This is a genomic window from Amycolatopsis sp. lyj-346 (assembly GCF_046548975.1).
Taxonomy (GTDB): domain Bacteria; phylum Actinomycetota; class Actinomycetes; order Mycobacteriales; family Pseudonocardiaceae; genus Amycolatopsis.
This window is the reverse complement of record NZ_JAJPWT010000009.1, coordinates 366,058-390,664: the sequence shown is the minus strand read 5'-3', so window position 1 is coordinate 390,664 and position 24,607 is coordinate 366,058. Positions and strand designations below refer to the sequence as shown.

20 protein-coding genes are annotated in these 24,607 nt (G+C 71.2%); 8 read left to right on the top strand and 12 right to left on the bottom strand.

The genetic code is table 11. The features are described from left to right. Nucleotides 1–227: 227 nt before the first annotated feature. From smc to kdpF, 9 genes are all read right to left on the bottom strand, one after another. Nucleotides 228–3,830 carry a chromosome segregation protein SMC gene (gene smc / locus ACLJQE_RS26800; protein WP_410642115.1) on the bottom strand — a complete coding sequence of 1,201 codons (3,603 nt, stop codon included), beginning with the start codon at nucleotides 3,828–3,830 and terminating at the stop codon, nucleotides 228–230. A gap of 166 nt (nucleotides 3,831–3,996) precedes the next feature. After that, nucleotides 3,997–4,284 carry an acylphosphatase gene (locus ACLJQE_RS26795; protein ID WP_410642114.1) on the bottom strand — a complete coding sequence of 96 codons (288 nt, stop codon included), beginning with the start codon at nucleotides 4,282–4,284 and terminating at the stop codon, nucleotides 3,997–3,999. Nucleotides 4,285–4,445: 161 nt separating this feature from the next. Then, entirely contained in the window at nucleotides 4,446–5,033 is a 588-nt protein-coding gene (locus ACLJQE_RS26790; protein WP_410642113.1) for a hypothetical protein, read from the bottom strand. 563 nt (nucleotides 5,034–5,596) lie between these two features. Then, the gene (locus tag ACLJQE_RS26785) at nucleotides 5,597–6,295 is read right to left on the bottom strand and encodes a response regulator (protein WP_354808581.1); all 699 of its coding nucleotides are present in this window, start codon (nucleotides 6,293–6,295) and stop codon (nucleotides 5,597–5,599) included. Next, a complete protein-coding gene (locus ACLJQE_RS26780; protein ID WP_410642112.1) occupies nucleotides 6,292–8,820 on the bottom strand; it encodes a DUF4118 domain-containing protein in 2,529 nt (842 codons plus the stop codon). Before ACLJQE_RS26780 ends, ACLJQE_RS26785 begins: the two co-directional genes overlap by 4 nt. 4 nt (nucleotides 8,821–8,824) lie before the next feature. Then, the gene (locus tag ACLJQE_RS26775; RefSeq protein WP_410642111.1) at nucleotides 8,825–9,415 is read right to left on the bottom strand and encodes a potassium-transporting ATPase subunit C; all 591 of its coding nucleotides are present in this window, start codon (nucleotides 9,413–9,415) and stop codon (nucleotides 8,825–8,827) included. Nucleotides 9,416–9,421: 6 nt separating this feature from the next. Further along, on the bottom strand, nucleotides 9,422–11,470 hold the full coding sequence (gene kdpB, locus ACLJQE_RS26770) for a potassium-transporting ATPase subunit KdpB (RefSeq protein WP_410642110.1): 2,049 nt from the start codon (nucleotides 11,468–11,470) through the stop codon (nucleotides 9,422–9,424). Beyond that, a complete protein-coding gene (gene kdpA / locus ACLJQE_RS26765) occupies nucleotides 11,467–13,128 on the bottom strand; it encodes a potassium-transporting ATPase subunit KdpA (protein WP_410642109.1) in 1,662 nt (553 codons plus the stop codon). The genes kdpB and kdpA overlap by 4 nt, the downstream gene beginning before the upstream one ends. Before the next feature lie 37 nt (nucleotides 13,129–13,165). Then, entirely contained in the window at nucleotides 13,166–13,267 is a 102-nt protein-coding gene (gene kdpF / locus ACLJQE_RS26760) for a K(+)-transporting ATPase subunit F (RefSeq protein ID WP_247062298.1), read from the bottom strand. A gap of 360 nt (nucleotides 13,268–13,627) precedes the next feature. Between kdpF and asnB the strand changes: the two genes are divergently transcribed. Continuing rightward, nucleotides 13,628–15,469 (top strand): asparagine synthase (glutamine-hydrolyzing), encoded by a 1,842-nt coding sequence (gene asnB / locus ACLJQE_RS26755; RefSeq protein ID WP_410642107.1) that lies wholly within the window; start codon nucleotides 13,628–13,630, stop codon nucleotides 15,467–15,469. A gap of 44 nt (nucleotides 15,470–15,513) precedes the next feature. On the opposite strand, the gene ACLJQE_RS26750 is transcribed toward asnB, so the two are convergent. Genes ACLJQE_RS26750 through ACLJQE_RS26740 form a run of 3 tightly spaced genes read right to left on the bottom strand, consistent with a single transcriptional unit; the run spans nucleotide 15,514 to nucleotide 18,077 of the window. After that, nucleotides 15,514–16,029, bottom strand: a complete 516-nt coding sequence (locus tag ACLJQE_RS26750) for a GNAT family N-acetyltransferase (RefSeq protein ID WP_410642106.1) — start codon at nucleotides 16,027–16,029, stop codon at nucleotides 15,514–15,516. A gap of 9 nt (nucleotides 16,030–16,038) precedes the next feature. After that, nucleotides 16,039–17,037 carry a Gfo/Idh/MocA family oxidoreductase gene (locus ACLJQE_RS26745; RefSeq protein ID WP_410642104.1) on the bottom strand — a complete coding sequence of 333 codons (999 nt, stop codon included), beginning with the start codon at nucleotides 17,035–17,037 and terminating at the stop codon, nucleotides 16,039–16,041. Beyond that, complete coding sequence (locus ACLJQE_RS26740; protein WP_410642103.1) at nucleotides 17,034–18,077, bottom strand: LacI family DNA-binding transcriptional regulator; 1,044 nt, start codon at nucleotides 18,075–18,077, stop codon at nucleotides 17,034–17,036. Before ACLJQE_RS26740 ends, ACLJQE_RS26745 begins: the two co-directional genes overlap by 4 nt. A 112-nt stretch (nucleotides 18,078–18,189) precedes the next feature. Between ACLJQE_RS26740 and ACLJQE_RS26735 the strand changes: the two genes are divergently transcribed. The 7 genes from ACLJQE_RS26735 to iolB all read left to right on the top strand — a co-directional run bounded on the left by ACLJQE_RS26735 (nucleotide 18,190) and on the right by iolB (nucleotide 24,588). Then, nucleotides 18,190–19,068, top strand: a complete 879-nt coding sequence (locus tag ACLJQE_RS26735) for a TIM barrel protein (protein ID WP_410642102.1) — start codon at nucleotides 18,190–18,192, stop codon at nucleotides 19,066–19,068. Between the two features lie 24 nt (nucleotides 19,069–19,092). Further along, entirely contained in the window at nucleotides 19,093–20,088 is a 996-nt protein-coding gene (locus ACLJQE_RS26730) for a sugar ABC transporter substrate-binding protein (RefSeq protein ID WP_410642101.1), read from the top strand. A 167-nt stretch (nucleotides 20,089–20,255) separates the two neighbouring features. Then, complete coding sequence (locus ACLJQE_RS26725; RefSeq protein ID WP_410642100.1) at nucleotides 20,256–21,197, top strand: ABC transporter permease; 942 nt, start codon at nucleotides 20,256–20,258, stop codon at nucleotides 21,195–21,197. After that, entirely contained in the window at nucleotides 21,194–21,973 is a 780-nt protein-coding gene (locus ACLJQE_RS26720) for an ATP-binding cassette domain-containing protein (protein WP_410642099.1), read from the top strand. The genes ACLJQE_RS26725 and ACLJQE_RS26720 overlap by 4 nt, the downstream gene beginning before the upstream one ends. A 34-nt stretch (nucleotides 21,974–22,007) precedes the next feature. Further along, a complete protein-coding gene (gene iolC / locus ACLJQE_RS26715; RefSeq protein WP_410642098.1) occupies nucleotides 22,008–22,937 on the top strand; it encodes a 5-dehydro-2-deoxygluconokinase in 930 nt (309 codons plus the stop codon). Next, nucleotides 22,937–23,701, top strand: coding sequence for an aldolase (locus ACLJQE_RS26710; protein WP_410642097.1), 765 nt, complete (start codon nucleotides 22,937–22,939; stop codon nucleotides 23,699–23,701). Before iolC ends, ACLJQE_RS26710 begins: the two co-directional genes overlap by 1 nt. Continuing rightward, nucleotides 23,698–24,588, top strand: coding sequence for a 5-deoxy-glucuronate isomerase (gene iolB / locus ACLJQE_RS26705; RefSeq protein ID WP_410642096.1), 891 nt, complete (start codon nucleotides 23,698–23,700; stop codon nucleotides 24,586–24,588). Before ACLJQE_RS26710 ends, iolB begins: the two co-directional genes overlap by 4 nt. Nucleotides 24,589–24,607 lie beyond the last annotated feature (19 nt).

Genomic DNA, 24,607 nt, shown 5'->3' with positions numbered 1-24,607 from the left:
CGGTGCGCTCAACGCACCCAATGTGGCCTTCGGTGCGCTCAACGCACCCAATGTGGCCTTCGGTGCGCTCAACGCACCCAATGTGGCCTTCGGTGCGCTCAACGCACCCAATGTGGCCTTCGGTGCGCTCAACGCACCCAATGTGGCCTTCGGTGCGTTGAACGCAACCAAGGCCACATTGGGGCGCTTTGGCACGCGGTGGCTCGGCCGCCAGTGGTCCGGAAGGCTCAGCCGACCGCGACCGGTTCGTCGTCGGCGGTGCGCAGGCGCTGGGAGATCACCTTGGTGATGCCGTCGCCCTGCATGCTCACGCCGTAGAGCGCGTCGGCGATCTCCATGGTCGGCTTCTGGTGGGTGATGATGATCAGCTGCGACGAGTCGCGCAGCTGCTCCAGCAGCCCGATCAGCCGGCGCATGTTGGTGTCGTCGAGTGCCGCCTCGACCTCGTCCATGACGTAGAACGGTGACGGCCGGGCGCGGAAGATCGCGACCAGCATGCCCACCGCGACCAGCGACTTCTCGCCACCCGAAAGCAGCGACAGCCGCTTGACCTTCTTGCCCGGCGGGCGCGCTTCGACGTCGACGCCGGTGCTGAGCAGGTCGTCCGGCTGGGTGAGGACCATCCGGCCCTCGCCGCCGGGGAACAGCACGCTGAACACCGTCTCGAACTCGCGCGCCACGTCCGCGTACGCCGAGGCGAAGACCTCCAGGATCTTCTCGTCGACCTGCTTGATCACGGCCTCGAGGTCCTTGCGGGTGTCCTTGAGGTCCTCCAGCTGCGTGGAGAGGAACTTGTACCGCTCCTCCAGCGCCGCGAACTCCTCCAGCGCAAGGGGGTTCACCTTGCCCAGCAACGACAGGTCCTTCTCGGCGCGCTTGGCGCGGCGGGCCTGGGTGTCGCGGTCGTAGGGCATCGGCGGCGGCGGGGTGACGTCCTCGCCGCGGGCCTTGGCCGCTTCGTACTCGGCCATCTCGCCCGCGCTCGGCGGGACCGGGACGTCCGGGCCGTACTCGCGGACGAGGTCCGCCAGCCCCATGCCGAAGTCCTCGGCGATCTTGGCTTCCAGGGTCTCCAGCCGCAGCCGCTGCTCGGCGCGCAGCACCTCGTCGCGGTGTACGGCGTCGGTCAGCTTCTCCAGCTCGCCGGTGAGCTCGCGGACCTTGGCGCGGACGCCGGTCAGTGCCTGCTCGCGGCTCTGGCGGCGGGCCTGGACCTGGTCGCGTTCGATGGCGGCGCGCTGGACCGAGTGCTCGATGCGCTCCAGCGCGAGCTCGCCGGCGTTGACGACGGCGTTGGCGATCTCGGCGCCGCTTTTGCGGGCCGCGGCGGCGCGCTCGGCGCGCTCGCGGGCCTGCTGCTCGGCGTGCGCGGCGCGGCGGAGGCCTTCGGCCTTGCCCGCGATGCTGCGTGCGCGCTCTTCGGCAGTGCGCTGCGCGAGCCGCGCTTCCATCTCCTCCTGCCGGACGACGGCCAGCTCCTCGACGGCGGCGTCGCGCTCGGCGGTGTCCGGGTCGTTCTCGACGGGCTGCTCGGCGACGGCGGCGAGCCGCTCCTCCAGCTCGGCGAGCTGGGCGAGCGCCTGGACGCGGCTCTGCTCGACCTTCGCGCGCTGCCCGGACAGCCGTTCGACCTCGGCCTGCGCCTGGCGGGCGGCCTGCTGCATCCGGTTGAGCCGCTCCGACGAGCGGGCCTTGCGGACCTTCGCCTCGCCGAGGGCGTCCTTGGCCCGGGAAACCTCTTCGCGCCGCGCCTGCTGCTCGGCGCGGGCGCCTTCCAGCTCGGCCGCGTACTGCTCCAGCTGGCGTTCGGCCGTGCGCAGCCGCACCCCGGCTTCGTCGACGGCGGCCTGGACCTCGATCACGCTCTCGCGTTTGCCCGACCCGCCGATCGCCCAGCGGGCGCCGAAGACGTCACCCTCGGCGGTGACCGCCCGGACGTCCGGGTGGACCGCGACCAGGTGCCGCGCCGCGTCGAGGTCGCGGACCAGGGCCAGCTTCTCGAGGGCCTGCTCGACGGCGGGCCGCAGCTGCGCCGGCGCCGTGACGACCTCGCGGGCCCAGCGCGCGCCTTCCGGCAGCGGCGGCCACGCCTGCGTGTCCACAGTGGACTCGGGGCCGCCGAGCAGGATGCCCGCGCGGCCGGAGTCCGTGTCCTTCAGGTACTTCAGCGCGCGGAGCGCGTCTTCGCCGCCCGCGACGGCGATCGCGTCGGCCACCGGGCCGAGGGCCGCGGCCAGCGCGACCTCGTGCCCCGGCTCGACGGTGAGCAGCGCGGCGACCGAGCCGAGCAGGCCCGGCAGTTCGTGGGACGCGCCGAGCAGCGCGCCCGCGCCGTCCTTGCGCTTGAGCCCGATGGACAGCGCCTCGACGCGCGCCTTTTCGGACGCGATCTCGCGCTCGGCGGCGCGCTCGGCCTTGACCAGCTCTTCGACGCGCGCCTTGGCGGCGTTGTTGGCCTCGACCGCGCGGTCGTGCCGGTCCATCAGGCCGGCGTCGTCGGACTCCTCCACACCGCCTTCGGCCTTGGCCATCTCGAGTTCCTCGACGGCGACCTCGGCGCGCTCGGCGGCTTCTTCGAGGGAGACGCTGAGGCGGTCGATCTCGTCGGAGGTGGCGCCGTTCTTGCTGCGCAGCGCCTCCACCTGGCCGGTCAGCTTGGCCATGCCCTCGCGGCGGTCGGCGATGGCGCGGACGGCGGCCCAGTGCGCGCGCTCGGCGGCCTGGACGCGCTGTTCGAGGTCCTCGCGGCGCAGCACGGTCTCCGCGAGCAGCTCCCGGGCCTCCATGACGGCCTCGTTGAGCTCCTCCTCCTGCTCGGCGACGCGCTCGGCCTCTTCGAGGAGCTCTTCGGGGTCGCGGCCGCCGGTGTTCGTCGAGACGTCGGCGGAGAGGTGCCGCTGGCGCTCGATCGCGAGGCGGACGGTGCCGCGCAGCCGCTCGGCCAGCGCGGACAGCTTGTACCAGGTCTCCTGGGCGGTCTGCAGGAGCGGAGCGTCCTCGGCGAGCGAGGCCTCCAGCTCGGCTTCTTCGGCGGAGACGATCTCGAGGTGCTGCTCGACCTCGGCGCGGCGCTGGCGGGCGGTGCGCTCGTCGGCCTCCTCGCGGGCGAGCGCGTCGCGCTGGGTGACCAGGTCGTCGGCGAGCAGGCGCAGGCGGGAGTCGCGCAGCTCGGACTGCACCGACTGGGCCTTGCGGGCGATCTCGGCCTGCTTGCCCAGCGGCTTGAGCTGGCGGCGCAGCTCGGTGGTGAGGTCACCGAGGCGGTCGAGGTTGCCCTGCATGTTGGCCAGCTTGCGCAGGGTCTGTTCCTTGCGCTTGCGGTGCTTGAGGACGCCGGCGGCCTCTTCGATGAAGGCGCGGCGCTCTTCGGGCTTGGACTCGAGGATCGCCGAGAGCTGGCCCTGCCCGACGATGACGTGCATCTCGCGGCCGATGCCGGAGTCCGACAGCAGTTCCTGGACGTCCATCAGGCGGCAGCGGTCGCCGTTGATTTCGTACTCGCTCGCGCCGTCGCGGAACATCCGGCGGGTGATCGACACTTCGGAGTACTCGATGGGGAGCGCGCCGTCGGCGTTGTCGATGGTGAGGGTGACCTCGGCGCGGCCGAGCGGGGCGCGGCCCGCGGTGCCGGCGAAGATGACGTCCTCCATCTTGCCGCCGCGCAGGTCCTTGGCGCCCTGGGTGCCCATGACCCAGCGCAGCGCGTCCAGCACGTTGGACTTGCCCGAGCCGTTCGGGCCGACCACGCAGGTGATGCCCGGTTCGAAGCGCAGCGTGGTGGCCGAGGCGAAGGACTTGAAGCCCTTGAGCGTCAGGCTTTTCAGGTGCACGTGGTGCTGACCCCTCTGGCCGCGGGTACTGGCGGTTCAATCGTCCCAGGCTACCTGGGGGCGTCCGGGGTCCGCCGGACGCGCCCCTCCTCGGCGCGCCTAGCACACCCGGTGCGGCATCGGCAACACCACGAGTCGCACCGACCCGGACGGACCAAGGCCGACTTCACCGCTCGACGAAGCCGGCGAGTCCCCCCTTCGGCGCGGACCAGCGCTCGGCGACGTGCTCCACACTTCCGGGTGATTCTCCCGACCGTAACGCGGCCAACAGCCGCTGACAGTGGTCGCGACTACCTTCCGCTATCACCTCGACACGACCGTCGGCAAGGTTGCTCGCGCTCCCCACCAGGCCGAGTTCCAGCGCCCGGCTGCGGGTCCACCAGCGGAAACCCACGCCCTGGACCCGGCCGCGAACCCACGCCGTCAGCCGGGTGTGGGTTTCTTCCTCACTCACGTCCTGCACTCCTTCCGGGCCAACCGACCGCGCACAGTAACGGATCAAGGCCACTAGCTGGGCGAATACCCGCACGCCGGTGATAATCTCCCCGCCGAGGTCGCTCCCCCGCCGTGGCTTTGCCCGATCCACGACCTCAGCACCGCGCCTCCCCGAATTCCCTAGGAGCCCCGTATGCCCCGCCCCGCCGGGTCGGATTCGAGCTCTCGGATCACCAGGATCGACACCGCGCCGCCCAAGAGCAGCAAACCGAACCGCACCGGGTACGTCGTGCTCGGGGTGGCCGGGCTGGTCGTCGCGACCGCGTTCGCCGCCGTGGCCGAGCTCGCCGGGCCGGGCCCCGCGACCACCGCGGGCGGCACGGGCGGCCCCGGCGGCCAGGGCACCCTCCCGGCCGGCGTGCAGACGCTGCCGGCGAGCCCGTCGTCCAGCGAGCCGTCGACCTCCAGCGGCGCACCGACGACGTCGAGCCCGACGTCGTCGAGCACGCCGACGACCGTGGTGTCGGTGAGCCCGGACGGCAAGACGACCACCACGGTCGTCACCCACCCTTCGCCACCCCCGCCCCCGCGCAGCGACACCGGCGGCAACCCGCCCCCGGTGACGAGCCAGCACCCGACGCCGCCCTCCAGTTCGAAGCCGCCGGTGACGACGACACCGTCGCCGACGCCCCCGACATCGAGCGACCCCACACCGACGACCACGCCCGGCGGCGGCTCCAGCTCGGCGGGCGCCCCCTCCCCGAGCACGCCGGGAACCAGCACCACGGCTTAGGCCCGAGCGCCCCAAGGTGGCCTTGGTTGCGGTCAACGCACCGAAGGCCACATTGGGTGCGTTGAACGCACCGAAGGCCACCTTGGGTGCGTTCAATGCACCGAAGGCCACATTGGGTGCGTTCAATGCACCGAAGGCCACCTTGGGTGCGTTCAACGCACCGAAGGCCACATTGGGTGCGTTCAACGCACCGAAGGCCACCTTGGGTGCGTTCAACGCACCGAAGGCCACATTGGGTGCGTTCAACGCACCGAAGGCCACCTTGGGTGCGTTCAACGCACCGAAGGCCACCTTGGTTGCGTTCAACGCACCGAAGGCCACCTTGGGTGCGTTCAACGCACCGAAGGCCACATTGGGTGCGTTCAACGCACCGAAGGCCACCTTGGGTGCGTTCAACGCACCGAAGGCCACATTGGGTGCGTTCAATGCACCGAAGGCCACCTTGGGTGCGTTCAACGCACCGAAGGCCACATTGGGGCGCTTGGGACCACCCCGCAAAGCAGGCCCGCAGAGCAGGCCCGCAGAGCAGGTCTGCAGGTCAGACTTCGAAGCGGTAGCCCATTCCGGGTTCGGTGAGCAGGTGCCGGGGCCGGGAGGGTTCCTGCTCCAGCTTCCGCCGCAGCTGGGCCAGGTACACCCGCAGGTAGTGCGACTCCGTCTCGTACGACGGGCCCCACACCTCGTGCAGGAGCTGCTTCTGCGCCACCAGCCGCCCGCGGTTGCGGACCAGCAGCTCCAGCACGCCCCACTCCGTCTTCGTCAGGTGGACCTCCACGCCGTCGTGGCGGCGGACCTTCTTCGCCGCCAGGTCCACGCTGAACGACGCCGTGTCCACCACCGCGTCGGCGCCGTCCGCGCCCGCCACCGCCGAGCGGCGGACCGCCGCGCGCAGCCGGGCCAGCAGCTCGTCCATGCCGAACGGCTTCGTCACGTAGTCGTCGGCGCCCGCGTCGAGGGCCTCGACCTTGTCCGCCGAGTCGCCGCGGGCGGACAGGACGATGATCGGGACCGTCGTCCAGCCGCGCAGGCCCGCGATCACCTCGGTGCCGTCGAGGTCGGGCAGCCCGAGGTCGAGCACGACGACGTCGGGCTTGGTCTCGGCGACCGCCTTGAGCGCGGCCGTGCCGTCGTGCGCGGTGATCACCTTGTAGCCGCGGGCGGTCAGGTTGATCCGCAGTGCCCGCACGATCTGCGGTTCGTCGTCCACCACCAGCACGGTGGCTCCCGGGTCGCTCATCGCACCCCCTCCTCTTCGAACTCGACGCTGAACGCGGGCAGGGAAACCACGACCGTGAGCCCGCCGCCCGGGGTGTCCTCGGCGCGGATCGTGCCGCCCATCGCCTCGGTGAACCCCTTCGCCACCGACAGCCCGAGCCCGACGCCCGGCGTCGTGTCCCGGTCGCCGCCGAGCCGCTGGAACGGCGCGAACGCCGAGTCCGCGGCGCCCTTGCGCAGGCCCTTGCCGTGGTCGACGATCCGCAGCTCGACCTGGCCGGAGTGCGTGCTGGCCCGCGCGGACACCGGTGCGGCGCCGTGCCGCAGGGCGTTGTCCAGCACGTTCGCCACCACCCTTTCCAGCAGGCCGGGGTCGGCCAGCACCGACGGGAGCCGGTCGTCGACGGCGACCACCACGTCGTCCGAGTCGTCCACATTGGACAAGGCGTGCGCGACGACCTCGTCGTAGCCCACCGGCCGCAGGTGCGGCTTGACCGCCCCGGTGGCCAGCCGCGACGAATCCAGGAGGTTGTCGATCAGCCCGGCGAGCCGGTCGGCGGACAGCTCGATCGCCTCCATCAGCTCGGCGGTGTCCTCTTCGGACAGCGCCAGGTCGGGCGCACGCAGGCTGCCGATCGCCGCCTTGATCGACGTCAGCGGCGTCCGCAGGTCGTGCCCGACGGCCGAAAGCAACGTCGTGCGCAGCTCGGTCGCCTCGGCCTTGCGCTCGGCACGCGCCGCCGCGGCCGCCGTCCGCTGCTGGCGCAGAGCCAGCAGCGCCTGGCCGGCCACGGCTTCCAGCACCCGCCGGTCGGCCGCGGGCAGCGCCCGGCCGCGCAGGGTCAGGTGCACGTCGGCGGTGACGGCGATATCGGCGTCGGCCTCGTCCGGATCGGCGCACGGGTGTTCCCCCGCGGTCGCGACGCAGTGCCACGCCCCGTCCTGCTTCTCCAGCAGGGTCACCGACGTCAGCCCGAAGTTCTCGCGGACCTTGGCCAGCAGCCGCTCGATCGGGTTCGCGTGGGTCAGCACGGTCCGGGCGTAGGACGCCAGCAGAGCCGCCTCGGTCCGCGCCCGCGCCGCCTGCGTGGCCCGGCGCGCGGCCTGGTCGACGACCAGCGCGACCAGCACCGCGACCACGACCATCGCGATCAGCGTCACCAGGTTCTGCGGCGTGTGGACGTTCAGCGTGTACAGCGGCGGCGTGAAGAAGAAGTTGAGCAGCCCGGCGCCGAGCACGGCCGCGACCAGCGCCGGCCCGAGGCCGCCGACCAGCGCGACGATCACCGTGGCCAGGACGTAGGCGATGACGTCCGTGGCGAAGTCGAGCCCGCTCGGCACGAAGACGCCGACGAGGGTGACCAGCACCGGCAGCACGATGCCCAGCACCCAGCCCGTCACCAGCCGGGAGAGCCCCAGCGGGTTCGCGGCCGGCCAGGTCCGCAGCCGCCCGCCCGCCTCGGAGTGGGTGACCATGTGCACGTCGATCGGCCCCGACCGGCTGACCACCGAAGCGCCGATGCCCTCGTCGAACAACCGTGCCACGCGTGAGCGCCGCGAGGTCCCGAGCACGAGCTGGGTCGCGTTGACCCCGCGGGCGAAGTCCAGGAGGGCGGCCGGGACGTCGTCGCCGACGACCGTGTGGAACGTCGCCCCGACCTCCTCGGCGAGCTTGCGGCAGCGGGCCATCGCGGCCGGGCTGACCCCGGCCAGGCCGTCGCCGCGCAGGATGTGCACCACCTGCAGCTCGGCGCCGGCCCGGGTGGCGATCCGGCTGGCCCGGCGGATGAGCGTCTCGCTCTCCGGGCCGCCGGTGATCGAGGCGACGACGCGTTCGCGCGCCTCCCACGTGTCGGTGATCCGCTGTTCGGCGCGGTAGCGCTGGAGGGCGACGTCGACCTGGTCGGCCACCCAGAGCAGCGCCAGTTCCCGGAGGGCGGTGAGGTTGCCGGGGCGGAAGTAGTTGCCGAGCGCGGCGTCGATCCGCTCGGCCGGGTAGACGTTGCCGTGCGCGAGCCGCCGCCGCAGCGCCTCGGGGGTGATGTCGACCAGCTCCAGCTGTTCGGCGCGGCGGACGACCTCGTCCGGCACGGTTTCCTGCTGGGTGACGCCGGTGATCCGCTCGACGACGTCGTTGAGGCTCTGCAGGTGCTGCACGTTGACCGTGGAGAGCACGTCGATGCCGGCCTCCAGCAGCTGTTCGACGTCCTGCCAGCGCTTGGCGTTGCGCGAGCCGGGCACGTTGGTGTGCGCGAGCTCGTCGACGACCGCGACCTCCGGGGCGCGCGCGAGGATCGCGTCGACGTCCATCTCGTCGAAGTCGCGGCCGCGGTGCCCGGCCTGCCGCCGCGGGACGATTTCCAGGCCCTCCAGCAGTACCGCCGTCTTTTCGCGGCCGTGCGTCTCCACCAGCCCGACGACGACGTCGGTGCCGCGGTCCAGGCGCCGGCGCGCTTCGCCGAGCATGGCGAAGGTCTTGCCGACGCCCGGGGCCGCGCCGAGGTAGATCCTCAGCTCTCCCCGGCGCGGCCTGTTCTCCGTGGTCACGGTGTCAGTGTGCCCCTCCGGCCGCGGCTCGCACGGCCAAGTTGAGCGGGAGCACAGTGACGCCGGGGACACCGATCCCGGCCCCGCTCGTGTTCTGCGCGATCAGCTGTTTCACCCGGTCGAGGGGCAGGCCGGTGTTCCGCGCGACCCGGGCAGCCTGCAGGCCGGCGTAGGCGACGCTGATCGCCGGGTCGAGGCCCGAGCCCGAAGCCGTCACGGCATCCGGTGGTACCTGATCGGGCGACACGCCTTCGCGCTTCGCGATCAGGTCACGTCGTTCCTGGATCGTCTTCACCAGGCCCTCGTCGTACGGGCCCTTGTTGGACGCACCGGACGGCAGCTCGGGGCTGACCACCGAGGGCCGGGTGTGGAACCACGGGTCGTGCGCCGGGTCGGCGGGCACGGGGTCGACGCCGATGAGCGACGATCCCGCCGCTCGGCCGTTCTGCGTGACGACCGAGCCTTCGGCGTGGCCGTTCAGGCCGGGGATGCGGGCGACGGCCCACACGGCCAGGGGGTAGAGGATCCCGAGCAGGACCGTCATGACGAGCAGGACACGCAGTCCGGCCCACGTCTGCTTGACGAGTGTGTTCACGAAAAGTCACCCGATTCCGGGGATGAGGCGGACGAGCAGGTCGATCAGCCAGATCCCGAGGAAGGGGCTGACGATCCCGCCGAGGCCGTAGACGAGCAGGTTGCGGCGCAGCAGGGCCGAGGCCGACGACGGCTTGTACCGCACGCCGCGCAGGGCCAGCGGGATGAGCACGACGATGATCAGCGCGTTGAAGATGACCGCGGAGAGGATCGCCGACTTCGGCGTGGCCAGGTGCATGATGTTCAGCCCGCCCAGCTGGGCGTAGATACCGGTGAACATCGCAGGCAGGATGGCGAAGTACTTCGCGAGGTCGTTGGCGACGCTGAAGGTGGTCAGTGCGCCGCGGGTGATCAGCAGCTGCTTGCCGATCCCGACGATCTCGATCAGCTTCGTCGGGTCGCTGTCGAGGTCGACCATGTTCCCGGCTTCCTTGGCGGCCGAGGTGCCGGTGTTCATCGCGACGCCGACATCGGCCTGCGCGAGCGCGGGGGCGTCGTTGGTGCCGTCGCCGGTCATCGCGACCAGCCTGCCGCCTTCCTGCTCCTGCTTGATGAGCGCCATCTTGTCCTCGGGCTTGGCCTCGGCGAGGTAGTCGTCGACGCCGGCGTCCGCGGCGATGGCCTTCGCGGTGAGCGGGTTGTCGCCGGTGATCATCACCGTCTTGATGCCCATCGAGCGCAGTTCGGCGAAGCGCTCCTTCATGCCCGGCTTGACCACGTCGGACAGCCGGATCACGCCGCGCACCACGGCGTCCTCGGCGACGACCAGCGGAGTGCCGCCCTGAGCGCTGATCTCGTCGACCACCCGCTCGGTCTCGTCGGGGAACTCGCCGCCGTTGTCGCGCACCCACGCGCGGACCGCCGAAGCGGCGCCCTTGCGGATCCGCCGGCCGCCGGTGTCGAGGCCCGACATCCGGGTCTGCGCGGTGAACGGGACGAATTCGCCGGGCTCGTCCCGGTCCGCGTGGTCCGCCGTCAGCTCGACGACGCTGCGGCCCTCCGGGGTCTCGTCGGCCAAGCTGGCCAGCCGGGCGGCGCGGGCGAGTTCGTCCGGAGTGGACGCTCCGACCGGGATCAGCTCGGTGGCGCGCCGGTTGCCGAAGGTGATGGTGCCGGTCTTGTCGAGCAGCAGCGTCGAGACGTCGCCCGCGGCTTCCACCGCACGGCCGCTCGTGGCCAGGACGTTGCGCTGCACCAGGCGATCCATGCCCGCGATGCCGATCGCGGACAGCAGCGCGCCGATCGTCGTCGGGATCAGGCAGACCAGCAGCGCGGTCAGCACGATCACCGGCTGCTCGGAGCCGGAGTAGCGGGCCATCGGCTGCAGCGCGACGACGGCGAGCAGGAAGATGATCGTCAGCGTCGAGAGCAGGATGGTCAGCGCGATCTCGTTCGGCGTCTTCTGCCGCGAAGCGCCTTCCACCAACGCGATCATGCGGTCCACAAAGGACTCGCCCGGTTTCGTGGTGATGCGCACGACGATCCGGTCGCTCAGCACGGTCGTGCCGCCGGTGACGGCCGACCGGTCGCCGCCGGACTCGCGGATGACCGGGGCCGACTCGCCGGTGATGGCCGACTCGTCGACGGTGGCGATGCCCTCGACGACGTCGCCGTCGCCCGGGATCACCTGGCCGGCCTCGACGACGACCAGGTCACCGATCTTCAGCTCGACGCCGGGGACCTGTTCCTCGCCGTCCTCGGTGAGGCGGCGGGCGACGGTCTCCTTCTTCGACCGCCGCAGGCTTTCCGCCTGCGCCTTGCCGCGTCCTTCCGCGACGGCCTCGGCGAGGTTCGCGAACAGGACGGTGAACCAGAGCCAGACGGCGATCAGGATGGTGAACGCGCTCGGGTCGGTGACGGCGAAGACCGTGGTGAGCGCGGAACCCGCCCACACCACGAACATCACCGGGTTGCCGAGCTGGTGCTTCGGGTTCAGCTTCCGCAGCGCATCCGGCAGCGACGTCCAGAGCTGGCGGGGGCTGAAGATCCCCGCGCCGACCCGCCCCGGCGTCTCGGCGGCGGGAGTCACCTGCGGTCGTTCTTCGGTGACGGTCATGCGAGTGCCTCCGCGATGGGCCCGAGCGCGAGCGCCGGGATGAACGTGAGGGCCGCGACGAGCACCACCGTGCCGGTGAGCAGCGTGGCGAACAGCGGCCCGGTGGTGGGCAGGGTGCCCGCGGTTTCGGGCACCCTGCGCTGGGCGGCCAGGGAACCGGCCAGGCAGAGCACGGCGATGATCGGCACGAACCTGCCGAACGCCATGGCGACGGCGAACGACGACTGGAACCAGTCGCTCGTGGCGGTCAGCCCGCCGAACGCGCTGCCGTTGTTGTTGCCGGTCGACGCGTAGCCGTAGAGGATCTCGGACAGCCCGTGCGCGCCGGTGTTGCCCAGCGCGCCCGCCGTGCCCGGCAGCAGCAGGGCGATCCCGGACCCGAGGAGCACGACCGTCGGCATCGCCAGCATCGCGATCGCCGCGCAGGTGACCTCGCGCTTGCCGAGCTTCTTGCCCAGGTACTCCGGGGTGCGCCCGACCATCAGCCCGGCCAGGAACATCGCGATGATCGCCAGCACCAGGATGCCGTAGAGGCCGGTGCCGACGCCGCCGGGCGAGATCTCGCCGAAGAGCATGTTCAGCAGCGAGCCTCCGCCGCCGAGCCCGGACAGGCTGTCGTGGGCGCCGTTGACCGCGCCGGTGGACGTGCCGGTGGTGGTGTCGGCGAACAGCGACGTCAGCCCGATGCCGAAGCGCTGCTCCTTGCCTTCCATGCCCGCCCCGGCGGCCAGCGCCGCCGGGTTGCTCGCGGTGGCTTCGGAGAACCAGATGATCGCCAGCGACGCGGCCCAGAGCAGGCCCATCACGCTCAGCAGGACGTACCCCTGGCGACGGTGGCCGACGAGCGTGCCGAACGCGCGGGTCAGGCTCACCGGGATGACCAGGATCAGGAACAGCTGGACGAGGTTCGACCAGGCGGTCGGGTTCTCGAAGGGGTGCGCGGAGTTGGCGTTGAAGATGCCGCCGCCGTTGGTGCCCAGTTCCTTGATCGCCTCCTGGCTCGCCGCCGGGGCCAGTGCGATGGTGCCGGTGCTGCCGTCCGGGTTGGTGACCGCGACGCCGGCCTTGAGGCTCTGCACGACGCCGAGCGCGACCAGCACGAGCGCGAACACGAACGCCATCGGCAGCAGCACGCGGACCGTGCCGCGGGTCAGGTCCACCCAGAAGTTGCCGAGCCGGTCGGTCTTCGCCCGGACGAAGCCCCGCGTCACCGCGATCGCCACGGCCAGGCCGACGCCCGCCGACAGGAAGTTCTGCACCGTCAGCCCGGCCATCTGCACGAAGTGGCCCATCGTCGTCTCGGGGACGTAGGACTGCCAGTTCGTGTTGGTGACGAACGAAACCGCCGTGTTGAACGCGACGCCGGGGCTCACCGAACCGCGGCCCAGGTTCCACGGCAGCAGCGGCTGCAGGCGCTGCAGCAGGTAGAGCAGGACGACCGAGACGAACGAGAAGCCGAGCACGCCCGCGGCGTAGGTCGGCCACCGCTGCTCGGAGTCCGGGTCGACGCGGAACAGCCGGTAGAGGCCCTTTTCGAGCTTGAGGTGCTTCTCGGTGGAGAAGACACGCGCCAGGTAGTCGCCGAGCGGCCGGTAGACCGCGGCAAGAGCGGCGAGCAGCAGGCCGAGCTGGATGAGCCCGGCCGTAGTGTCGGTCATTTCAGCCCCTCCGCGGGGAAAAGCACGTCGGGGCGCATCAGAATTTCTCCGGCCTGATCAAGGCGACGAACAGGTAGACGAGCAGGCCCAGCGCCAGCAGTCCGCCGACGACGTTGGCCACGGTCCCGGCGCCGCTCACAGCTTCTCCAGCCCGCGCAGCGCCAGCGCGAGCACCACGAAAATGCCGATCAGCAGAACGGCGTAGAGCAAGTCGGCCACAGGGCACCTCTCAAGACGGGTCACCGGGTTCGGTGACCGGACGCGTTCACTGTGCGGCTCCGGGACCTCGTCCCGGCCTGCGGCTGACGGCGTCTTGATGCGTTCCTGACACCCGTTTACGCCGCCTTGATGGGCCTGTGACGGCGGTGACTCACACCACAAAGAGTGACCAAACAAGTGCGGAAAGTGCAATTCGGGCAGACAAGGTCTTCAGGTCGTGTTACACCTGTGTTACCGATAGTTGTATCGGCTAAGCAAATCTCTGGAGAGGGGTTTCTCCATGTGCGGTATCGCCGGCTGGGTTTCCTACGACGCCGACCTCACCCGCCGCCGGGACGTGGTCGACGCCATGACCGGCACGATGGCCTGCCGCGGCCCGGACGACTCCGGGACGTGGGTGCGCGAGCACGTGGCGCTGGGACACCGGCGGCTGGCCATCATCGACCTGCCCGGCGGCCGTCAGCCGATGTCGGTGTCCACGCCGAACGGCGAAGTCGCGATGGTCTACAGCGGTGAGGCCTACAACTTCACCGAGCTCAAGGACGAGCTGACCAAGCTCGGCCACCGGTGGGAGACCGACAGCGACACCGAAGTCGTGCTGCACGGCTACCTGCAGTGGGGCGACGAGGTCGTCGACCACCTCAACGGCATGTACGCCTTCGCGATCTGGGACGAGCGCGACGACCGGCTGGTCATGATCCGCGACCGGATGGGCATCAAGCCGTTCTACTACTACCCGACCCGCGACGGCGTCCTGTTCGGCTCGGAGCCGAAGGCGATCCTCGCCAACCCGCTGGCTGCGAAGGTCGTCGACACCGACGGGCTGCGCGAGCTGATGGCGTTCACCAAGCGGCCCGGCTGGTCGCTGTGGAAGGGGATGGAAGAGGTCCGGCCGGGCACCATCGTCACCGTCTCGCGCGAAGGCGTCCGCACCCGCACGTACTGGAAGCTGGACGCGAAGCAGCACACCGACGACCAGGAGACCACGGTCGCGCGCGTCCGCGAGCTGATGACCGACATCGTCAACCGGCAGCTCGTCGCCGACGTCCCCCGCTGCGTCCTGCTGTCCGGCGGGCTCGACTCGAGCGCCGTCACCGGGCTGGCGGCCGCGCGGCTGGCCGAGCAGGGCGAGCAGCTGCGGACCTTCTCCGTCGACTTCTTCGGCCAGGAGGAGAACTTCAAGCCGGACGAGATGCGCGACACGGCGGACTCGCCGTTCGTCCGCGACGTCGCTTCGCTGGTGGGGTCCGCGCACCAGGACGTCGTGCTGAACCCGGCCGAGCTGACCGACCCCGAGGTGCGGCGCGCGGTGCTGCGGGCACGGGACATCCCCGCGGGCCTCGGCGACATGGACACGTCGCTGTACCTGCTGTTCAAGGCCATCCGCGGCGAGTCGACGGTGGCGCTGTCGGGCGAGTCGGCCGACGAGGTGTTCGGCGGCTACCGCTGGTTCTTCGACGAGGCGGCGGTCAACGCGGACACGTTCCCGTGGATCGCCTTCCGCAGCGCGATGCTGACCGACCGGACGTCGATCTACACGCCCGAGCTGATGGGCAAGATGGAGCTGGAGTCCTACGTGCGCGACCAGTACCGCTCCGCGGTCGCCGAGGTCGAGCACCTGGACGGCGAGTCCGCGGTCGAGGCGCGGATGCGGACGATCTGCCACCTGCACCTGACCCGGTTCGTGCGGATGCTCCTGGACCGCAAGGACCGCGCGTCGATGGCGGTGGGCCTGGAGGTTCGCGTGCCGTTCTGCGACCACCGGCTGGTCGAGTACGTGTACAACACGCCGTGGTCGCTGAAGACGTTCGACGGCCGGGAGAAGAGCCTGCTGCGGCACGCCACTTCGCACGTCCTGCCGGCGTCGGTGGCGCAGCGGGTGAAGAGCCCGTACCCGTCGACGCAGGACCCGGGCTACGCGGCGGCGCTGCAGCAGCAGGCCAAGGAGGTCCTGGCCGAGCCGGGCCACGCCGTCTTCGGCCTGGTCGACCGCACCTGGGCGCACCGGGTGTCCGAAGTGGACTCCGCGGCGATGGCCCCGGCCGACCGGATCGGCCTGGACCGGCTGCTGGACCTGTACCACTGGATCGAGATGTACTCCCCCACGCTCGAGCTCTCCTGACGCTCGACCGCTCGTCGTGAGTGGTAAGGCAGGTGGGAACCCCCTTACCACTCACGACCGGCCGCGGCGGATTCCCCGGCCGGGCCGAGACTCAAGGCTGCGGCGACCTCGTCGCCGTTGGTGGTGAGCGCGGCGCCGAGCCCGGCCAGCAGGGAGCGGGCGCCGTGGTTGCCTGCCGTCGTGGAGGCCACGAACGTGGCCGCGCCGCTCGCCCGGGCCTCGGCCAGCAGCAACGCCGTCACCTGCTTGCCGATCCCCCGGCCGCGGGCGGCGCGGGTCAGCCAGATGCCCGCTTCGACCGCGTCGCCGCGAGGTTCCAGGCGGGCCGCGCCGACCGCCTCGCCGTCGGCGTCGATCACCCACGTGCGTTCCACCGCCGTCGCCGGGTCCAGCGAGCGGGCGCGGTGGAACGCCAGGAACGCGTCCCGGCGAGCGGGGGTCCAGCCGGGCGGGTCGTCGACCGGGGGCATCACCTCGAGGGGATCCGCCCCGGTCACGGCCGCGTCGAGCAGCCGGGCCAGCGCGGTTTCGGCCAAGGGCGTCAGAGCTACGTCGGTCACCCGGCCACGTTAGCGGCGGACCTCCGCCAGCTTCACCGGACGGCGTTCCCTGCGCGACACTTCGCACGCTTCGGCGATGTAGAACGCTTCGAGCGCATCGGCCGCCCCGCAGGGCGAGGGGGCCCGGCCCGCGACGACGTCCAGGAACGCCCGCAGCTCCGTCGTGTACGCCGGGCGGAAGCGCTCCATGAAGCCCGGGTACGCCGGCCCGGGCAGCGGGGCCACCCCCGGCTCCACCGACCGCAGCGGGGCCCGGTCGTCCAGCCCGACCACCACACCCGACACCGAGCCCAGCACGTCGAGGCGCACGTCGTAACCCGCGCCGTTGTAGCGGGTCATCGACACCGTCGCCAGCGTGCCGTCGTCCAGGGTCAGCGTCGCCGCCGCCGTGTCGACGTCGCCCGCGTCGCGGAAGAACTGCTCGCCGCGGTTCGCGCCGATCGCGTACACCTCTTCGACCTCGCGGCCGCTCACCCAGCGGATGATGTCGAAGTCGTGCACGCCGCAGTCGCGGAACAGCCCGCCCGAGTGGGCCACGTACTCCGCCGGCGGGGGCGCGGGGTCGAACGTCGTCGCGCGCAGCGTGTGCAGCCAGCCCAGCTCGCCCGACGCGACCGCGGCCCGAGCCGCCGCGTAGCCCGCGTCGAAGCGGCGCTGGAAGCCGATCTGGACCGGAACGTCCGACGCACCGATCCGGTCGATCACCGCCAGGGTGCCCGGGATGTCCGCGGCCACCGGCTTCTCGCAGAACACCGGGATGCCCGCGTCGACCGCGGCGATGATCAGGCCGGGGTGGGCGTCCGTGGCCGCCGTGACGACCAGGCCGTCCAGCCCCGCGGCGAACAGTTCGTCGAGGGAGGCCGCTTCGACGCCGAGCTTCGCGGCGGCGGAAGCGGCTCGCGCGGTGTCGACGTCGGCCACGACGACCGACTCGACCTCCTCGAAACCCTTCAGCGTCTCCGCGTGCGCGGTACCGATCCGGCCGGTGCCCGCCAGTCCCAACCTCATCGTCGTGCTCCTCCTGTCGCAGAAACTGGGCCGATCGGGCCCAAAAACGGGGCCGTGGTCGCGCGGACCACCAAAGACGGGTGCAGCAGGTGCCGGACCGGCTCCGTGCGTTCCCCGCGGACGCGCTCGATCAGCGCTTCGAAGGCCAGCCGCCCCATCTCGGTGCGCGGCTGGTCCACTGTGGTCAGTGAGAGGTGCCGCAGCGCGGCCAAGGACGTGTTGTCGTACCCCACGACCGAGACGTCCTCCGGCACGCGCAGCCCGGCTTCCTCCAGGGCCGAGATCGCCCCGACGGCGTTGAAGTCGTTGCCCGCCACCAGTCCGGTCGGCAGGTCGAGCCGCGAGTACGTCGCCAGCAGTTCGCGCACCGCCTTCTCGCCGCCGGTGTCGGTGTGCTCGCTGCGCACCACGATCGGCTCCAGCCCGTGGCGCCGCATCGCCGACTGGAACCCGCGGCGCCGCTGGGCCGCACCGGCCGCGCCACCCCCGTCGAGGTGGGCGATGCGCCGGTGCCCGAGCCCCGCGAGGTGGTCGACGGCCAGCGCGGACCCCGCCTCGCCGTCGTCGTTCACCGTGTCCACCGTGGACGCACGGATCGTCCGCGAGACGAGCACGACCGGGCACTGCTTGGCCGCGACCTGGATCGACGCCGCCGGCACGACCGGCGAAAGCAGGATGATCCCCGCCGGGCGGAAGGAAAGCAGGTTGTGCAGGGCGTTCCACTCGCGGGTGGGACTGCGGCCGCCCGTGTTGAGGATCAGGTCGAAGCCCGCGGCCTGCGCGGCCGCGTCGAGCCCCTCGACGACGTCGGCGAAGAAGGCGTTGCGCAGGTCGTTGACCATCACGCCGAGCACGGTGGACGTCCGGCTGGCCAGCGACCGCGCCATCACGTGCGGCTGGTAGCCGAGTTCTTCGGCCGCACGCAGCACGGCCGCGCGCCGCGCATCGGACACCTTCGGTGAATTCCTCATCACCAGCGAGACCAGCGCGCGGGAAACCCCCGCCCGTTCGGCGACGTCCTCCATGGTCGGACGGACCACGCGCACCTCCCCTGATCACCGGAAACTCGGCCTTGACTTTGCTGTGACGGACGCTACAAGATTAGAGCGCTCTAATCAATAGAGCGCTCCAACGGACCAACGGAGGCCCCTTGTGACAGCGACGATCCGAGTAGCCGCCGCGCCGATCTCCTGGGGCGTCTGCGAAGTCCCGGGCTGGGGCCGGGTGCTGGACGCGCCGACCGTGCTCGGCGAGATGGCGGCCCTCGGCGTCCAGGCCACCGAGCTGGGCCCGCCCGGGTACCTCCCCCGCGACCCGGCCGAGCTCCGGACGCTGCTGAGCGGATACGACCTGACGCTCGTCGGCGGCTTCCTCGCCGTCGTCCTCCACGAGAACCAGGAGAACGCCCTCAAGGAAGCCGAAGAATCCGCGGCGCTGTTCGCCGCCTGCGGAGGTGACGTACTGGTCGTAGCCGCCGCGACCGGCCTCGACGGCTACGACGAGCGCCCGCGGCTCAGCGACGCCGAATGGGCGACCCTCGTCGACACCGCCGGCAAGATCCGCGACATCGCGGCGGCCCACGGCCTGCGCACCGTGCTGCACCCGCACGTCGGGACGCACGTGGAGCAGCAGGCCGAGGTCGAACGCTTCCTCGCCGACTCCGACCTCGGGTTGTGCCTCGACACCGGGCACCTGATGATCGGCGGGACGGATCCGGTGGAGCTGGCGAAGCGGTATCCCGAACGGGTGGGGCACGTGCATCTCAAGGATGTCCGGGAAGACCTGGCGGCCGAGGTCCGCGCGGGCCGGCTCGGCTACACCGACGCGGTCGGGCGGGGCATGTACACCCCGCTCGGCGAGGGCGACGTGGACGTGGCGGCGATGGTGCGCTCCGTCCAGGCCGCGGGCTACGACGGCTGGTACGTCCTCGAACAGGACACCGCCCTCGGCGAGGAGAGCCCCGACGACCTGCCCCGGCGCGACACCGAGCGCAGCCTGGCCCACCTCGCGAAGATCACCGACTCCCTCTAGCAACCTGGTCCCAAAGGAGTGACTGTGTTCTCTCTCAAGAAGCTGGCCGGCGTGGCGGCGATCGCCGCCACCGGGCTGGTGCTCGCCGCCTGCAGCGGCCCCACCGCCGACAACTCCGGCAGCAGCTCCAGCTCCGCGCCCGCCGCGGCGCCGGGCACGGGCGGCCCGCTCAAGGTCGCCGTGGTCACCCACGGCAGCGCCGGCGACGCCTTCTGGAACGTCGTCAAGAACGGCGCCGAGCAGGCCGGCAAGGACCTGGACGTCGGCGTCGACTACTTCTCCGACGGCGACCCGGGCAACCAGGCCCGGCTGATCGACAACGCGGTCGCGCAGAAGGTCGGCGGCCTGGTCGTCTCGATGGCCAATCCGCAGGCGCTGCAGACGTCGATCCAGAACGCGGTGAAGGCCGGCATCCCGGTCGTCACCATCAACTCCGGCGAGGACTCCAGCGCCCAGTTCGGCGCGATCGCGCACGTCGGGCAGAGCGAGGGCCTCGCGGGCCAGGGCGCCGGCCAGCGGCTCAAGGCGGCCGGCAAGACGAAGCTGCTGTGCGTCATCCACGAGGCCGGCAACATCGGCCAGAACCAGCGCTGTGACGGCGCGAAGCAGACCTTCGGCAACGTCACGACACTGCAGGTCGACATCTCCAACCCGACCGACGCGCAGGCCCGGATCCGCGGCGCGCTGCAGTCCGACCCGTCGATCGACGCCGTGCTGGCGCTGAACTCGCAGGTCGCGGCCCGTGCCGTCGCCGCCGCGAAGGAAGCGAGCTCCAAGGCTCAGGTGGCCACGTTCGACCTGAACGCCGACGTCGTCGCGGCCATCAAGGACGGCAGCATCCTCTTCGCCGTCGACCAGCAGCAGTACGAGCAGGGTTACCTGCCGATCGTGTTCCTGAAGCTGTACAAGGAGAACGGCAACACCATCGGCGGCGGCAAGCCCGTGCAGACCGGCCCCGGCTTCGTCGACAAGACCAACATCGACACCGTGGCCCCGTACGCGCAGCGCGGCACGCGATGACCGCAGCGTCTTCTGGGGCCGAGCCCCAGACCCCAGCCGGGGGGCGAGCCCCCCTGGACCCCCCAAAAGCCGGTGAGATCCAAGCCCAACCCGACGAACGCATAGCCAAGAAGAGCCTGACGGACCGGCTGGTCGTCCGGCCCGAAATCGGCGCGCTCCTCGGCGCCGTGCTCGTGTTCCTCTTCTTCTCCGTCGTCACCGGCCAGTTCCTCAGCCCGCTGGGCGTGGCGACCTGGCTCGACGACTCCTCGACGCTGGGCATCATGGCCGTCGTGGTCGCGCTGCTCATGGTCGGCGGCGAGTTCGACCTGTCGGCCGGCGTGCTGACGGCGTCGACGTCTTTGGTCACGGCGATCCTGGCGACGCAGGCGGGCTGGAACGTCTGGCTAGCGCTGCTGGCGTCACTGGCCTTCGCGCTCGGCGTCGGCGCGTTCAACGGCTGGCTGGTGATGAAGACCGGGCTGCCGAGCTTCATCGTCACGCTGGGGTCGTTCCTGGCCCTGCAGGGGCTCAACCTCGGCGTGACGCGGCTGGTCACCAACACCGTCCAGGTGTCGGGGATGCGCTCGGCCGGCGGCTACGAGTCGGCCGGCGGGCTGTTCGCGTCGACGTTCGACATCGGCGGCACGGAGTTCCAGTCCTCGATCGTCTGGTGGATCGTCGTCACGGCGATCGCCGCGTGGCTGCTGGTGCGGACCCGGTTCGGCAACTGGATCTTCGCGGTCGGCGGGTCGCAGGTGTCGGCCCGCTCGGTCGGCGTGCCGGTGGTGCGCACGAAGATCCTGCTGTTCATGGGCACCGCGCTCGGCGCGTGGCTGGTCGGCTCGATCAACATCCTTCGCTTCGCCAGCGTGCAGGCCAACCAGGGCATCGGGCTGGAGTTCCAGTACATCATCGCCGCGGTGATCGGCGGCTGCCTGCTCACCGGCGGGTTCGGCTCGGCGGTGGGCGCGGCGATCGGCGCGCTGATCTTCGGCATGGCCCGCCAGGGCATCGTGTTCGCGCAGTGGAACAGCGACTGGTTCATGCTGTTCCTCGGCGTCATGCTGCTGGCCGCGGTGCTGGTCAACAACGCCTTCCGGCGCCGCGCGGAGAGGGTACGCCGATGAGCCTGCTCGAGGTCAAGGACATCGGGAAGACCTACGGCAGCGTCATCGCGCTGCGCGAGGTGTCCACTGTGGTCAACGCGGGCGAGGTCACCTGCGTGCTCGGCGACAACGGCGCCGGGAAGTCGACGCTGATCAAGATCCTGGCCGGCGTGCACCAGCACGACCGGGGCGAGTTCCTGATCGAGGGCGAACCCGTGCGGTTCTCTTCGCCACGCGAAGCCCTCGACCGCGGCATCGCGACCGTGTACCAGGACCTCGCCGTGGTGCCGCTGATGAGCGTCTGGCGGAACTTCTTCCTCGGCTCCGAGCCGACGACCGGGTTCGGCCCGTTCCGGATGCTCGACCGGAAGAAGGGCCGCGAGACGACGAAGCAGGCGTTGTCCGACATGGGCATCGACCTGCGGGACGTCGAACAGCCGGTCGGGACGCTCTCGGGCGGTGAACGCCAGTGCGTCGCGATCGCCCGTGCGGTGTACTTCGGCGCGAAGGTGCTGATCCTCGACGAGCCGACGGCCGCGTTGGGCGTGAAGCAGGCCGGGGTGGTGCTGAAGTACGTCGCCCAGGCCCGTGACCGCGGGCTCGGCGTCGTGCTCATCACGCACAACCCGCACCACGCCTACCCGGTCGCCGACCGGTTCCTGCTGCTCAAGCGGGGTGCCGCGCTCGGGCACTACGAGAAGTCCGAGATCGACATCGGTGAACTCACCCGGCAGATGGCGGGCGGTGCCGAACTGGAAGCCCTGGAACACGAGTTGCGGCAGGTGGAGAAGGCGTGACTCCCGCCGACGTACTTTTTCCCGCGGAGGCGGCATGACCATCGAAGCGCTGACGATCGGCCGGGTGGGCGTCGACCTCTACCCGGAGCAGAGCGGCGTGCCGCTGGCCGGGGTCAGCACGTTCGCCAAGTCGCTCGGCGGGACCGCGACCAACGTCGCGGTCGCCGCCGCACGGCTCGGCCGGCGCACGGCCGTGCTGACCAAGGTCGGCCCGGACGGCTTCGGCGACTACGTGCGGCAGGCCCTGCACGGCTTCGGCGTCTCACCGGACTTCGTGGGTACTTCGCCGGACCTCCAGACGCCGGTGGTGTTCTGCGAGCTGAACCCGCCCGCGGACCCGCCGCTGCTGTTCTACCGCTCCCCCATCGCGCCCGATCTCACCCTCACCGACGAGGACGTGCCGTGGGACGTCGTCGAGTCGGTGCCGCTGCTGTGGGTCACCGGCACCGGCGTGTCCGCCGAGCCGGCGCGGGCCACCCAGCGGAAGATCCTCGAAACCCGCGGCCGCCGCGAGCACACCGTCCTGGACCTGGACTACCGCCCGATGTTCTGGCCGGACGTCGCCGGCGCGCGCACCGAGATCGGCTGGATGCTCGACCACGTCACGGTCGCGGTCGGCAACCGGACCGAGACCGAGGTCGCCGTCGGCACCGCGGACCCGGACACCGCCGCGGACCGGATGCTGGAACGGGGACTGCACCTGGCGGTGATCAAGAAGGGCGCCGAAGGTGTCCTCGTGGCGACTCCGGAAGGCCGCTGGACGGTGTCGCCGCAACGCGTCGAGGTCGTCTGCGGGCTCGGCGCCGGCGACGGCTTCGGCGGGGCGCTGATCCACGGCCTGCTGTCCGGCTGGGACCCGGTGCGGATCGCGGAGTACGCGAACGCCGCGGGCGCGCTCGTCGCCTCGCGCCTGGCCTGCGCGGACGCCATGCCGACCGCCGGGGAGATCGAGGAGCTGCTGTGATGCTCTCCGACAAGCGCTGGACGGAGCTGCTGCACACCCGCGCGACCAACCCCAGCGCGGTCCGCCAGGCGTACGCGACCCGCAAGCGCCGTTCCCGGCTGCTGTCCGACAACGGAACCCTGTTCCTGGTCGCCGCCGAGCACCCGGCACGGGGAGCGCCGGACCGGCGGACGCTGCTGGACCGGCTGCTGGTCGCACTGGCGAGCCCGGCCGTCGACGGCGTCGTCGGCACCCCGGACATCGTCGAGGACCTGCTCCTGCTCGGCGCGCTGCACGACAAGATCGTCTTCGGGTCGATGAACCGCGACGACGGCTTCACCGGCTACGACGCCCGGACGCTTGTCGACTGCGAGCTGGACGGCGGCGACATGCTGCTGCGAACCGTCGATTCCGGCCCGGGCCCGGCCTCGAACCTGCAGGACTGCGCCGACGCCGTCACCGAGCTGGCCGCGTACGGCCTGGTCGCCATGATCGAGCCGGTGCCGCAGGAAAACCCGGATTCACTGGCCCGAGTGGTCACGATCGCATCCGCCCTCGGGACGACGTCGGCGCACACCTGGCTGAAGCTGCCGCCTACCGGCTCGACCGGTGTCCTGGGCGCCACGACCCTGCCGGTGGTGCTCGGCGGCATGCCGCCGGACCGGATGCCGTGGCACAGGGTCGTCCGCGGCCTGGTCATCGGCCGCACCCTGCTCCACCCGCCCGGCGGCGACACCCGCGCCGCCGTGGAAGCCGCCGCAAAGGTACTGGAGGCTGCGAAATGAGCAAGCTGCACCGTCCACTGGGGACACTATCCGACAACGCCGACCCGGTCCGGCTGACCCCGGACACCGCCGGGTGGCGGTACTCCGGGCTGCGGGTGCTCTCCCTGGCCCCCGGCGAGACGCGCGTCCTGCACACCGGCGAGTTCGAGGCGTTCGTGCTGCCCTTGGCCGGTTCGGCGACCGTCCGGGTCGACGGGCAGGTCTTCGAACTGCGCGGGCGCGACTCGGTCTTCACTCGCGTGACGGACTTCGCCTACATCCCCCGGGACGCCGAAGTCGAGCTGTCGACGAAGGACGGTCTCGAGGTCGCGCTGCCGATGGCGCGCTGCACCCGGCGCCTCTCCCCTGCGTATGGTCCCGCGGAGGACGTGCCGGTCGAGGTTCGCGGCGCCGGCCAGGCGACGCGGCAGGTGACCAACTTCGGCGTGCCCGGGGTGTGGGACCACGCCGACAAGCTCAACGCGTGCGAGCTGATCACGCCGGGCGGGAACTGGTCGTCATACCCGCCGCACAAGCACGACGAAGCGACCGAGTGCGAGGTCGTCAACGAGGAGATCTACTACTTCCGGGTTGCCGGCCGCGACGGGGTGACGCCGTCCCGCGAAGGCTTCGGCCTGCACCGGACGTACACGAGCGACGGCGAGCTGGACGAGGACGTCGCCGTGCGCGACCACGACGTCTTCCTCATCCCGCGCGGCTACCACGGGCCGTGCGTGGCCGCGCCGGGCTACCCGATGTACTACCTGAACGTCCTGGCCGGACCGGCTTCGGAACGCTCGATGGCGTTCTGCGACGACCCGGCGCACGGCTGGGTCCGCGACACGTGGGCGACGCAGGACCTCGATCCGCGGTGCCCCGTCACCAGTCATGAAGGGCGTGTGCAGTGAACAACTTCAGGGGTCCGGG